The following is a 12,869-nucleotide window of genomic DNA, read 5'->3' as shown; positions in this document are numbered from 1 at the left end:
TAAAGGAAGAAACTATGTTTAAGAAAACAATTGCTGCGATCTTTTCAGTGCTGGTGCTTTCTTCAGTATTAACCGCCTGTAACACCACCCGTGGGGTAGGCGAAGATATTTCTGACGGCGGCAGCGCAATCTCTGGCGCAGCAACCAAAGCTCAGCAGTAAGGTTATTCAGCGATAAAACGCCATACGGTACGGCTTTTTAGTCGTACCGTTATGACGTGCGTTCAACTATTTTTTCGCCAGGGGATAAGAAGGGTGAAAACCGATTATCCATCCGCAACTTAAGTCGGATATTCCGTTTATAGGTATATACCGTTTTCCCACTAATACTGAGCATACCGGCGATGAGCGGATTGCTGACGCCTTCCAGCCATAGCGATAACACCTTCTCTTCCTGACGCGTTAATAACGGGCTAATAGTATGGGTATAGTTCAGCCATGGGCGCGAGCTTAATGCCGACTCAATCATATTGGTAATATGCTGCAGCTGCGTTTTTTTCGACAGGGTTACCAGCACTGCCGCATGATGGGTATAATTCTGCGCAGGCCGATACTGGAGCAGGATCACCTGACTACGCTCCCCGCAGGCGGCAAAGATTGAGGTAATCAACTGGGTCTGCGAAGGATCGTCCTGAAAACCGCTTAAATCTGCGATAACCACACTGGGCTGCCAGTGTTCAATATGCTCTCTTGCTAAAAGAAGACTATTAAGACTGGTCACCATGACTGGCGAGGTAAACGTATGTCCCTGCGTCAGCCATTTCTCAAGCCCATGGCGGCTAAACTGGCAGCGGTCAATGATCAGAATTTTATACATAGGGTTTTCATAATTGAAAGAGAACGATACCTGTGTATCGCAACGGCAATGACGTCATCATAATAAAGAGTAAAAAAGATAAAGGTGGGATTTACGCTGCGAAATAGACGTATTTCTGACAATAACGCGCCGAATAACACTTAAGTTAAATTATTGAGTTTTTATTCCGGGCTGGTAAAATAAACTCTTCAAACAGCCTTGCGGGACGACCCGTCAGCGCTTTCAACAATGGGGACGGCCCCGATACGGGAGCCAATATGTCCTGGTTAATTCTTGTTATTGCTGGTCTTCTTGAAGTGGTTTGGGCGATTGGGCTGAAATATACCCATGGTTTCAGCCGCCTTGTTCCGAGCATTATTACCCTCGTCGCTATGTTTTTCAGCTTTGCCTTGCTGGCATGGGCAATGAAAACGCTACCGGTCGGCACTGCCTACGCGGTATGGACCGGCATTGGCGCGGTGGGTGCGGCCATCACCGGCATCCTGTTATTTGGCGAGTCCGCCAACCCGGCGCGTATCGTAAGCCTTGCGTTGATTGTCGCCGGGATTATTGGCCTGAAACTCAGCACCCATTAATGGGACTGATCGACCCAGATTAGCTTCTCAACGGCAAAACCCTGCCGGATCGCGGTATCCAGCATCTGCTGTTTCATCTCTTTAGAAATGGTCGGCGTTCTGGAGAGGATCCACAGATAGTCGCGATTCGGCCCACATACCAGCGCATGTTTGTACTCTTTATCCAGCGCGATAATATTATAACCGCCGTAGAACGGGCCGAAGAACGAGACCTTCAGCGCGGCCCGGCTCGGATCGCCCGTAAAATAAGCTTTCCCTACCGATTGCTGCCACATTCCCCGATCCGGATTATAACCGCGGTTAATGATCCGCAGACCGCCGTCGTCACGCAGACTGTAGGTGGCGGTAACCCGCTCTAATCCGCGCTCAAAACGGTGATCGAAACGGGCGATTTCATACCAGGTGCCAAGATAGCGCTGGGTGTTGAAATTATTAATGACGGTGACGCCCGCAGGTGGCGTTGGGGAACTACAGGCAACCAGCAGAAGCGCAGCGGTAGCAGTGGCGACAACAGGCAGCAAACGCATGGTATTTTCCTTGCAGGTTTTTAAGCTAAGTGTAGAACCTGGCGGAAAAAATTGCTGTGCGGGAAAATAAAAATCGCCCTCTCATTTTTAATAAGAGGGCGTACGAATCACATAAAAATGACGCCAACCAGCGTGACGATGGTCAGGATAGCAGCCAGACCGTAAAAGACCCATTTGCCGTTAGGAACATGGATTTTCAGGTCGTGCATCATATGGTGCAGACGGTGCAGGCCGCACCACAGCGGAAGAGAAATCATCAAAAAGATAAACGCCCGTCCGATCAGGCTGTGGGCAAAAGCCAGCACGCGGTCGTAGCTGAGGGCATCGCCAGGATACAGGCCCAACGGGAGCAAAAAGCCAACCAGCAGTATGATGACGGGTGCGACAATGGCACACCACATACCGCCAGCGCCAAAGAGTCCCCAGAAAACCGGTTCGTCAGAACGTTTTGGATTGGGATTAATCATCGGAGTCTCCTTACCAGAACAGGGCAACGGCTAAAATAACGACGGTGACAATTATCGTCACCACCCACAGCCCGGCGATCACCGGCGCTGGCCCTAATTTTTCATCTTTCACAATGATATTGGCGGCTTTCGGTGCCAGCTCAAACCAGGTTTTGGTGTGGAGCAAGGCTGCTGCCAGCGCAATGACATTCAGAATGATGATGACTGGATTTTGCAGAAAACTCACAAACTCGGCCCAGTGTTCCGGCCCGTGCTTCAGCGCAAACAGCCCGTAGATCAGCTCAATGCTGAACCAGACCGCCATGATCGCCGTTCCTTCACGCAGCATATAGAAGCGATAAAACGGCAGGCTTTTCCACCAGTTCGTCGGCATTGGCCGGACGTAGGCTTTGCGTTTAGTCGTCATAGTGCACTCCTTAGCGTGGTTTCAGGGTGGCGATAAGAAAGTCTTTCGAGCTTTCGACTTTACCCTGTTGAATAGCGGCCGCCGGGTCGACGTGTTTCGGGCAGACTTCCGAACAATAGCCTACAAACGTACAGGTCCAGACGCCGTTTTGCCCGTTCAGCTGCGCCATACGCTCTTTTTTACCGCGATCGCGGCTGTCTTCGTTATAGCGATGCGCGAGGGTAATGGCTGCCGGGCCGATGAACTCCGGATTAAGCCCGAACTGCGGACAGGCGGCATAGCACAGGCCACAGTTGATGCAGCCGGAGAACTGGTGATACTTCGCCATCTGCGCCGGGGTCTGTTTGTTGGGCCCCTGATCCGGCGTGCGGGCGTTGCCGATGATATAGGGTTTAATCGCTTCCAGGCTTTCGATAAAGTGCGTCATATCGACCACCAGATCGCGCTCGATAGGGAAGTTGCCCAGCGCTTCCACTTTCAGGCCGTGGGTGTAATCGCGCATAAAGGTCTTACAGGCCAGCTTCGGCACCTTGTTTACCATCATGCCGCAGGAGCCGCAGATCGCCATCCGGCAGGACCAGCGATAGCTCAGATCGGGCGCAAGGTTATCTTTGATATAGCCCAATGCATCCAGCAATGAGGTCTGCTCATCATAAGGCACGTCGTAGAAAGCACTATGGGGCGCGGTATCCGTTTCCGGGTTATAGCGCACCACCTCAACTTTCATTGTTTGCATCTCAGCCATGCGTGGTCTCCTTCTTCTCGGCGGCTTCCGCCTCTGCGCCATAAACTCGTTTTGCCGGCGGCAGAGTGGTGATCTTCACGTCGCTATAGTCCAGGCGAGTGGTGCCGTCCGCGTCGCGGAAGGCGAGGGTGTGTTTGAGGAAATTCACGTCATCACGCCCGGTGCAGCCTTCATCCAGACGCTGATGCGCCCCGCGTGACTCTTTGCGGGCAATGGCCGAGTGCGCCATACATTCGGCCACGTTCAGGCCGTGCCCCAGCTCAATGGTGTAAAGCAGGTCGGTATTGAACACGCTGGACGTGTCAGTAATGCGCACCCGTTTAAAGCGTTCCTGAAGCTCCGCCAGCTTGTCGACGGTTTTCTGCATCAGCTCCGGCGTGCGATAGATACCGCAGCCTTCTTCCATCGACATGCCCATCTCATCACGGATTTTCGCCCAGTTTTCCGTACCTTGCTGATTGACCAGATTTTTCAGACGCTGTTCAACATCGGCGGTCTGCGCATCAAGCGCACCATCACGGGCCGCACCGACTGACGCCGCACGCGCCATCGCCTGCTCGCCTGCCAGTTTGCCAAACACCACCAGTTCCGCCAGCGAGTTGGAGCCGAGACGGTTAGCGCCGTGCAGACCGACAGAAGAACATTCACCGACGGCGAACAGTCCCTGAATGCGGGTTTCACAGTGCTGATCGGTTTCAATGCCGCCCATGGTGTAATGCGCGGTAGGGCGCACCGGGATCGGATCTTTCACCGGATCGACGCCAACATAGGCTTTTGCCAGCTCGCAGATAAACGGCAGGCGTTCGAGGATTTTCTTTTCGCCGAGATGGCGCAGGTCGAGATACACCACGTCGCCGCGCGGCGTGGAGATGGTATTGCCCTTGCGCCATTCGTGCCAGAATGCCTGAGAGACTTTGTCACGCGGGCCCAGTTCCATATACTTATTTTTCGGCTCGCCAAGCGGTGTTTCCGGCCCCATGCCGTAATCCTGAAGATAGCGATAGCCGTCTTTGTTGACCAGAATACCGCCTTCACCACGGCAGCCTTCGGTCATTAAGATCCCGGAACCCGGCAGGCCGGTCGGGTGATACTGAACAAATTCCATATCCCGCAGCGGGACGCCGTGCGCAAGCGCCATGCCCATGCCGTCACCGGTCACGATGCCGCCGTTGGTGTTATAGCGGTAGACGCGGCCCGCGCCGCCGGTCGCCATGACCACGGCGTTGGCGCGAATTTGTACCAGCGTGCCTTCCATCATGTTCATCGCCACCAGGCCGCGCGCCTGCCCGTCGTCGACCAGAATGTCGAGGACGAAATGTTCGTCAAAACGCTGGATCTGGGGGAATTGCAGGGAGGTCTGGAAGAGCGTATGCAGCATGTGGAAACCGGTTTTATCGGCGGCAAACCAGGTGCGCTCAATCTTCATGCCGCCAAAACGCCGCACGTTGACGCTACCGTCAGGCCGACGGCTCCACGGGCAGCCCCACTGTTCAAGCTGGGTCATCTCCGTCGGGCAGTGATGCACAAAGTAGTCCACCACATCCTGCTCGCACAGCCAGTCGCCACCGGCAACGGTGTCGTGGAAATGGTACTCAAAGCTATCATGATCCTGAGTGACCGCAGCCGACCCCCCTTCGGCGGCAACGGTATGGCTACGCATGGGATAGACTTTTGAGATCAGTGCGATTTTAGCGTCAGGCCTGGCTTGTGCTGCGGCGATAGCAGCACGTAATCCCGCACCGCCCGCGCCTACAATGGCAATATCGGCTTGAAAAGTATGCACGACGTTCCTCCAGATTATTGTTATTTCGCCGCGCGCCCGACGGGCGGCAGCAAAAACGTATCCACTGCTCCTTTATAGGTAAAGCAGTATACCCGTGGCGAAAGAGGGGAAATTTGACGCGTTCGATTTTTTTGCGGTTCTTTATGATGATTTATCACTATTCCTGATGAATTTATTGCTTTAGTTCTCTCTATAAATTATTCGTGTTGTTGGCCGGGCGATGCGCTGTACAAAATTTGTCTCCGCGTGGAGGAACGAGTAGACTTCGTGCCCTTAGCAAAAAACGGAGACAAAACCATGAGCGAAACGGCAACCTGGCAGCCGAGCGCATCCATTCCTAACCTGTTGAAACGTGCAAAAATTATGACCGAAATCCGTCGTTTTTTTGCCGACCGGGGCGTACTGGAGGTGGAAACGCCCTGCATGAGCCAGGCGACGGTAACTGACGTTCACCTGTTCCCGTTTGAAACCCGTTTCGTCGGTCCCGGCCATTCTCAGGGGATGAATCTGTATCTGATGACCAGCCCGGAATACCATATGAAGCGCCTGCTCGCGGCGGGCTGCGGACCGGTATATCAGCTTTGTCGCAGCTTCCGTAATGAAGAGATGGGACGTCACCATAATCCTGAGTTCACCATGCTGGAATGGTATCGTCCGCACTATGATATGTACCGCCTGATGAATGAGGTTGATGATCTCCTGCAACAGGTGCTGGAGTGTCCGGCGGCGGAAACGCTCTCCTATCAGCAGGCGTTTCAGCGCCATCTGGAAATCGATCCGCTTTCCGCTGATAAAACCCAACTGCGTCAGGCGGCGGCGAAGCTCGATCTCAGCAATATTGCCGATACCGAAGAGGATCGCGATACCCTCCTGCAACTGCTGTTCGCGATGGGCGTTGAGCCGCATATCGGGAAAGAGCGTCCGGCGTTTGTCTATCACTTCCCGGCAAGCCAGGCGTCGCTGGCGCAAATCAGCACTGAAGATCACCGCGTGGCAGAACGTTTTGAGGTCTATTTCAAAGGGCTTGAGCTGGCGAACGGTTTCCATGAGCTGACCGACGCGCGCGAGCAGCAGCAGCGTTTTGAGCAGGATAACCGCAAGCGCGCGGCGCGCGGTCTGCCGCAGCAGCCAATTGACGTCAATTTGCTGGAAGCATTAAAAGCCGGTTTGCCAGACTGTTCTGGCGTGGCATTAGGCGTGGATCGCCTGGTGATGCTGGCACTGGGCGCGGAGACTCTTGCCGACGTGCTGGCCTTCAGCGTTGACCGAGCCTGATTCGTTTCCCTCTTTTTAGAGGGAACCATCGCGGGAATCACGCTTTGCGGTACTAAAAACTGCCATTTTAAAATGAAATGGGGCTTCTTTCTGGCGTGCCCCATTAAGTCACAACATTTGTCTGGTCTTCTGCTACCATCCGCCGCCGCTACACACCCTTATGGATGGTTTTATGACCCAGCAGACAAAAAAGATGAGCCTGATCGGGCTTATCCTGATGATATTTACTTCCGTTTTTGGCTTTGCCAATAGTCCTTCAGCCTACTTATTGATGGGCTACAGTGCCACGCCGTTCTATATCTTTTCCGCGCTGTTTTTCTTTATCCCTTTTGCGCTGATGATGGCTGAAATGGGCTCGGCTTATCGTAAGGAAGAGGGCGGGATTTACTCGTGGATGAACCATAGCGTCGGACCCCGTTATGCCTTTATCGGGACGTTTATGTGGTTTTCATCTTACGTGGTATGGATGGTCAGCTCCGCCGCAAAAGTCTGGGTGCCGTTTTCTACTTTTTTGTTCGGCACGGACAGAACGCAGACCTGGGCATTTGCCAGCCTGAGCTCCACGCAGGTCGTGGGCATCCTGGCGATAGTCTGGATGCTGCTGGTGACCTCTGTGGCTTCAAAAGGCATTAACAAAATTGCTCGGGTTACCGCGGTTGGCGGTATCGCCGTGATGTGTCTTAATCTGGTGCTTCTGTTGGCAAGTATCGCCATCTTGTGCCTGAATGGCGGACATTTCGCTGAACCGGTTAATTTTGCCGCCTCGCCGAACCCTGGCTACCAGTCGGGGCTGGCGATGCTCTCCTTTGTCGTTTTTGCTATTTTCGCATTCGGTGGTATTGAGGCCGTCGGTGGACTGGTCGATAAAACCGAAAAGCCGGAAAAGAATTTTGCCCGCGGTATCGTTTTTGCCGCCATAGTCATTTCCGTCGGTTACTCGCTGGCCATCTTCCTGTGGGGCGTCAGTACCAACTGGCAGCAGGTATTAAGTACCAGCAGCACAAACCTGGGGAATATTACTTATGTCTTAATGAAAAGCCTTGGCGTGACATTAGGGCAGGCGATGAACTTATCGCCGGAAAATGCACTGGTGATGGGAACATGGTTTGCCAGAGTTACCGGTTTATCGATGTTTCTGGCCTATACCGGCGCGTTTTTCACGCTGAGCTATTCGCCGCTAAAAGCGATCATACAGGGCACGCCGAAAGCGCTGTGGCCTGTGGCAATGACGCGTCTTAATCAAAATGGGATGCCCGCCACTGCGATGGGGATGCAGTGCGTGCTGGTATGCCTGTTTATTCTGCTGGTGTCTTTCGGCGGCGATACCGCCTCGGCGTTTTATAACAAGCTGACGCTAATGGCGAACGTTTCAATGACGATACCCTATTTATTCCTCGCGCTGGCCTTTCCCTTCTTCAAGGCGCGGCAGGACGTCGATCGTCCGTTTGTGATTTTTAAAAATCGGTTCAGCACGCTTCTGGCGACGGCTATTGTGGTGTTGATTGTGGCCTTCGCCAACATCTTTACCGTTGTTCAGCCGATCATTGAGGCCAGTGACTGGAGCAGCGCATTGTGGATGGTCGGCGGGCCGATTTTCTTCTCGCTGCTGGCGACGGGGATTTATGAGAATTACCGTTGCAAGAGTAGCAAACAACCCTGAGCAGGTTATGGTGTAAAATAAAAAAACAGATAAAGCCCTGTTAAATAATAGCAGGGCTTTTTATTGACCTCGTTTTTAATAAATCTTGACATATACATATATATTATGACTGGTGAGTGTTATTTTTTCTGATGTGATAGCGATCGCATTTATAATGACATTGCCTGGATTATCATTGCATGACTAGCATTATATGGACATATAATATGTTTGATTCTCTTGTTTTTTGTGATGTTGATAAATATGGTTTTCCTCACTGGAATGGATTTGATTTTTTCCGTTGGTATGCTTTGCCTTCTAATTGGTGCTTTATGACAGGAAAAGCGTATCTCTGGTATTATAAGACGGCCTGGCTAATTCACCATCGTGATAAAATAAAAAAATATGCTTTCGAAGCAAGAATCCCGGAACTTCTACTGGCGGGTGTCGCTGTTGCTGAAGTAGGCGGAACACCTGAAAGATTTAAAGGTGTAGGTGTGTTGCAATTTAGGCAAGTGATTGAAGAAATTCTCAGGAATGATACTAATGAATTATCAAATGCAACATCAGTTGGATCAATAGCCATCCAGCTTGGGGTTGCCGCAAAAACAATTGGCATTAATCCAAACACTTTAACGCATTTTCAACAGTTTCGTCTTTCACAGTGCTTGTTGGATAATAGTTTTAATATCAGGATAGTGGCATATCATCTTCATGATCTTATTCTTTACGATAACCCAGACTCTGATACTCTGCATTTAACTGATGAACAGATAATCTTAGCAGCTTCGAGATATAATCGTGGAACTATGAGAAGTAAAGATGATATTCTCCAGTCTATCCATAAGCCACCTGGCTCTCCTGGTCGAGAATATAGCGAATATGGACGCAGGATCATTGAAAAGAAAGAAACTATTAATAAAATAATGAGGGCCGATAAGTGAGTTGGAAATCATTTGCTATTAATATGATATGGTTATTATTATGCGTTATTTTAATAACTCTATTTTCAACACAGGATAAAGAATGGTTTATTGATGGCAGCGATATAAAAAATATTTGCGATGTCATGGAGTATATTGAAAATGATGATGTTCGTCTTGTTGGCGTTGCTTTAACTATTCCATTATTCTTTCCTTTTATCTATGTCATCATATGGAGAAAACAGCGTAGTCTATGGCAATACTCTGTAGCCGTGGTGCTTCTGGTGTTTTGGTTATGGCGTTTTATTTTTCGCTACTACCTGTGTTGATGAAAAGCTGGGATGACCAGCTTTTCATTTTATAGAAATATAGCGTTTACACGCTCCCCGCCGGGCGTGTCCCTTTACCCGCCGAGGTCAGCGTGCGTCCGGTTTGTCGTCCCGAAAGGGTTTCCAGCCGCATCTGGAACGGCGGGAACGGCATATCAATACCGTGCTGGCGGAAGCCCGCCAGAATCAGCTGGTGGATCTCGTGACGCAGCGGCATCCGGTGGCCCATTTCGGCGGCGTAAATACGCAGCTCGAAAATCTGAATGCCCTGCTGGAGATCAACCAGGAATACTTCCGGCGGCGGGGTATCAATGACCAGCGAACAGCGTTCTGCCGCCGTCAGCAGAATTTGCGTTACTTCTTCACTGTTCGCCTCTGACGGGGCCGGAATAGTGAGTACCACGCGAGTGACGGAGTCCGACAGCGACCAGTTGATAAACTGCTCGGTGATAAACGCCTTGTTTGGCACGATGATCTCCTTGCGGTCCCAGTCGCTGATCGTCGTTGCGCGGGTGTTGATTTTGGTCACGCTGCCGGTCAGGTCGCGGATAGTCACCGTATCGCCGATGCGGATCGGCTTCTCGAACAGGATAATCAGGCCGGAAATAAAGTTGGCGAAAATCTCCTGTAAACCAAAGCCGAGACCCAGACCTAACGCGGCAACCAGCCATTGCAGCTTCGACCACTCAATGCCGATCATTGAGAAGCCCACCAGACCACCGACCAGCATTAACAGATATTTGGTGATGGTGGTGATGGCATAGCCGGTGCCCGGTGCAAGTTCCAGATGCTGAAGCAGCGCCAGCTCCAGCAGCGCGGGCAGGTTGCGCACCAGTTGCGTGGTAATGATAAATACCAGAATAGCGATCAGCACCGCGCCAAGCGTGATTGGCTCAATGCTCTCCACGCCCTGAAGCGTGGAGGTGACGTCCCAGAGGGTAATATTTTCCAGGAAGCCAAACGCCGAGTGGATTTCCGACCACAGCACAATGACGGAGAGCAGCGCAATCAGCATCAGGATCGAGCGTACCAGACGTAGCGACTGGGTACTGATGGCATCCAGATCCAGCTCGCTTTCATCGATTTCCACCGCGCCTTCCAGGCTGGTGGCGTGCGGCGTTTCCTCTTCACCACGCGCACGCTGCGCCAGGATCTCGGCGCGGCGGTGCCGGGCGCGGTCGAAGGCCAGTCGGCGGCGCTGGATCAGCATCCAGCGGCGGATGATATGGTAAATCACCAGCAGCAGGAACCAGATGGCGACCGAGGTCTCCAGCCGCGCCAGCAGCGCCTGCGCCGTGGCGAGATAGCCCACCGCTGCCGCCAGAATAGCAATCAGTGGCGCACCCATCATCAGGTTCCACAGCATGCTGTTGACCATATTGTCGCCGTTACCCTCTTTGTCGAGGTACAGCGGAATGCCCGCGCGTTTCAGGCTGAGGGTAACCATCGCCAGCGCGCCGCAAATCAGGATAAAGCACAGGCGTCCCAGCGAGGCGGAAAATTCCCGGTCGTTGAGATTATCGAACATGATCAGCGCCATGATCAGCGGCACAATCAGCCCGATACTCATCAGGTAATAGCGCATCGCCCGCGCCACGCGGTTACGCGGCCAGCCAAAGTGCGCCACAAACAGACCGGTCGGACGGGCAAAGGTCGCGCAAATCATCACCACCCACAGCAGCGGCACCGTGGCCGTTACACCGTTACCGATAGCAACCGCCAGCGGATAAGGCCAGGCTTCACGCAGACCGTAGCCCAGCGTCGCCCACAGCACCGGCAGGGGAGAGGCCACCAGTATCGACCAGAATACCGTGCGCAGGGTCAGCCAGAAGTGATCCTGGGTGACCTTGCCAACGCGTGAGGAGGAGCGCTCAAGGAAACGGGTAAAATGCCGACGCGAGTAAATACTGAAGCCGACCAGCACCAGCGCGCCAAACAGCGGCAGCAGCGTCTCTTTACTGGTCAGCATCATGATGCTGGCTTTGCCCAATTGGCTGACGGTATCCAGCGAGATGAGGCGGCGTAAATCCTGTACGACCTCAATAGGCCAGGAGATAGTCAGCGGATTGACGTCTGAGGTCCAGAACAGATAGCGGTGGGTGGCTTCGTTAACCTCTTTCAGCGCATCCTCAAGCTGACTATTGGTAACTTTTAGCTTGGTGAGCTCCAGAATTAGCGTATCGCCGCCCTGCAACAACGAGGAGAGCAGTTCACGCTGGGTGCGCAACTGCGCCTCAAGGATCCGGTTTTGTTCCGCGCTCAGCGGCTGGCCGTCTGCCTGGTGCATTTGACGAAGCTGGGCCTGCTTGTTGAGCAGATCTTCATAGCGCATTCGGTGGACGCGTAGCTGAGCCATTTCGGTATCAAGCTGCTGCGGTTTTGGCATTTCCGGCAGGCGGGCGACCTGAGCGCGGAGGGCATCGCCCAGCATATTGGACATGCCCAGCCACTGTGCCTGTTCGCGTAGCGTATTAAGCGCCTGGCGCACCTGAAGCGTCTGGTTAGTGGCCTGACGCTGCTGTGACGCGACTAAATCCATTCGCTGCGCCTGCTGATTCAGCGCCTGCGACAGCTCGCGGTTGACGGCGAACTGCTTGACGATATCCGGCGGCAGGTTGGCGCTGTTTTCCGCCAGCAACTCCGTGCTTTCCAGCGCTTTTTCCGCTTCACGCTGGCGCTGGCTGTTTACCTGATTACGCAGCGTCTGCAAGTACGCATCTAACTGCTGGCTCTGTTTTTGTGCCAGCTCGGAGCGCAGACGCGAAAGCTCCTGACGGTTATTGGCGGAAAGCTGCGCCAGTTCCAGCTCATCAACCAGCGCCTTAAGTCTGGCGGATTCCGCCTGAGCTGCCAGGCTTTGCGCCTGGGTTAGCGCGGCGTTGCCGTTCTGGGTGCCTGCGCGGCGTTCGACCTCGTTTAACTGGCGACGGGCGTCGGTCTGCTGCTGAGGAAGCTGGTTCAGGGAGTCGGCGATGTCACGCGCGCGCTCCTGCTCCTGCTGTGCCTCGCGGCTTTTATCCAGAAGCTGACTGCTGACCTGAAGGATTTCCTGATTCAGCGCGTCGGTGGACATCCCGGCGGGCACGTCGCGCGGTTCATCACGCAGGCTGTTAAGCTGGGCGCGCAGGGTTTGCGAGAGTTTGGGGAAGTTATCGATAACCTGCTGATATTGCTGCGCGCGCTCAAGCGAGCCTTTTCGCTCCTCAAGCGCGTTAAGTGCGGACTGGAGTGCCTCAACGGCTTCGGGCTGGGCGGGTTTTGCCGCCTTTGCCTGCTCCAGTTCCTGGGTTATCTGTTTGGCGTCGGGGGCCGTCGCCGCGTACGCCCCCATACTGAGGCTCCAGGCCATCAGAAAAGTGATAATCAGGCGCACGGAAAACCCTT

13 protein-coding genes are annotated in these 12,869 nt (G+C 53.3%); 6 read left to right on the top strand and 7 right to left on the bottom strand.

Annotated features, from left to right (window positions below):
- The first annotated feature begins 14 nt into the window (after positions 1-14).
- Positions 15-161 (top strand): lipoprotein toxin entericidin B, encoded by a 147-nt coding sequence (gene ecnB / locus P0H77_RS20735; RefSeq protein ID WP_049839023.1) that lies wholly within the window; start codon positions 15-17, stop codon positions 159-161.
- A 49-nt stretch (positions 162-210) separates the two neighbouring features.
- On the opposite strand, the gene P0H77_RS20730 is transcribed toward ecnB, so the two are convergent.
- Positions 211-816, bottom strand: a complete 606-nt coding sequence (locus P0H77_RS20730; protein WP_276159063.1) for a LuxR C-terminal-related transcriptional regulator — start codon at positions 814-816, stop codon at positions 211-213.
- A gap of 257 nt (positions 817-1,073) precedes the next feature.
- Here P0H77_RS20730 and sugE point away from each other — a divergent pair, with 257 nt between their 5' ends.
- On the top strand, positions 1,074-1,391 hold the full coding sequence (gene sugE, locus P0H77_RS20725; protein WP_276159062.1) for a quaternary ammonium compound efflux SMR transporter SugE: 318 nt from the start codon (positions 1,074-1,076) through the stop codon (positions 1,389-1,391).
- Here sugE and P0H77_RS20720 read toward each other — a convergent pair.
- The 5 genes from P0H77_RS20720 to frdA all read right to left on the bottom strand — a co-directional run bounded on the left by P0H77_RS20720 (position 1,388) and on the right by frdA (position 5,319).
- A complete protein-coding gene (locus P0H77_RS20720) occupies positions 1,388-1,918 on the bottom strand; it encodes a lipocalin family protein (RefSeq protein WP_276159061.1) in 531 nt (176 codons plus the stop codon). The two genes, sugE and P0H77_RS20720, sit on opposite strands and share 4 nt — an antisense overlap.
- 107 nt (positions 1,919-2,025) lie before the next feature.
- Positions 2,026-2,385 carry a fumarate reductase subunit FrdD gene (frdD, locus tag P0H77_RS20715; protein ID WP_276159060.1) on the bottom strand — a complete coding sequence of 120 codons (360 nt, stop codon included), beginning with the start codon at positions 2,383-2,385 and terminating at the stop codon, positions 2,026-2,028.
- Between the two features lie 10 nt (positions 2,386-2,395).
- The gene (gene frdC / locus P0H77_RS20710; protein WP_276159059.1) at positions 2,396-2,791 is read right to left on the bottom strand and encodes a fumarate reductase subunit FrdC; all 396 of its coding nucleotides are present in this window, start codon (positions 2,789-2,791) and stop codon (positions 2,396-2,398) included.
- A 10-nt stretch (positions 2,792-2,801) separates the two neighbouring features.
- A complete protein-coding gene (locus P0H77_RS20705; RefSeq protein ID WP_276159058.1) occupies positions 2,802-3,536 on the bottom strand; it encodes a succinate dehydrogenase/fumarate reductase iron-sulfur subunit in 735 nt (244 codons plus the stop codon).
- Complete coding sequence (frdA, locus tag P0H77_RS20700; protein WP_276159057.1) at positions 3,529-5,319, bottom strand: fumarate reductase (quinol) flavoprotein subunit; 1,791 nt, start codon at positions 5,317-5,319, stop codon at positions 3,529-3,531. The genes P0H77_RS20705 and frdA overlap by 8 nt, the downstream gene beginning before the upstream one ends.
- Before the next feature lie 297 nt (positions 5,320-5,616).
- Between frdA and epmA the strand changes: the two genes are divergently transcribed.
- The 4 genes from epmA to P0H77_RS20680 all read left to right on the top strand — a co-directional run bounded on the left by epmA (position 5,617) and on the right by P0H77_RS20680 (position 9,485).
- Positions 5,617-6,594, top strand: a complete 978-nt coding sequence (gene epmA, locus P0H77_RS20695) for an elongation factor P--(R)-beta-lysine ligase (RefSeq protein ID WP_276159056.1) — start codon at positions 5,617-5,619, stop codon at positions 6,592-6,594.
- A 172-nt stretch (positions 6,595-6,766) separates the two neighbouring features.
- The gene (gene yjeM, locus P0H77_RS20690; protein WP_276159055.1) at positions 6,767-8,254 is read left to right on the top strand and encodes a glutamate/gamma-aminobutyrate family transporter YjeM; all 1,488 of its coding nucleotides are present in this window, start codon (positions 6,767-6,769) and stop codon (positions 8,252-8,254) included.
- Positions 8,255-8,460: 206 nt separating this feature from the next.
- A complete protein-coding gene (locus P0H77_RS20685) occupies positions 8,461-9,177 on the top strand; it encodes a hypothetical protein (RefSeq protein WP_276159054.1) in 717 nt (238 codons plus the stop codon).
- Positions 9,174-9,485, top strand: a complete 312-nt coding sequence (locus P0H77_RS20680) for a YjeO family protein (protein ID WP_276159053.1) — start codon at positions 9,174-9,176, stop codon at positions 9,483-9,485. The genes P0H77_RS20685 and P0H77_RS20680 overlap by 4 nt, the downstream gene beginning before the upstream one ends.
- A 46-nt stretch (positions 9,486-9,531) precedes the next feature.
- Here the strand turns inward: P0H77_RS20680 and mscM are convergent, their stop codons facing one another.
- On the bottom strand, positions 9,532-12,858 hold the full coding sequence (mscM, locus tag P0H77_RS20675; RefSeq protein WP_276159052.1) for a miniconductance mechanosensitive channel MscM: 3,327 nt from the start codon (positions 12,856-12,858) through the stop codon (positions 9,532-9,534).
- Between the last annotated feature and the right edge of the window lie 11 nt (positions 12,859-12,869).

Source organism: Superficieibacter sp. HKU1, from assembly GCF_029319185.1.
Taxonomy (GTDB): domain Bacteria; phylum Pseudomonadota; class Gammaproteobacteria; order Enterobacterales; family Enterobacteriaceae; genus Superficieibacter.
Note: the sequence above shows the minus strand (reverse complement) of the source record. Positions and strands in the feature narration are given on the sequence as shown.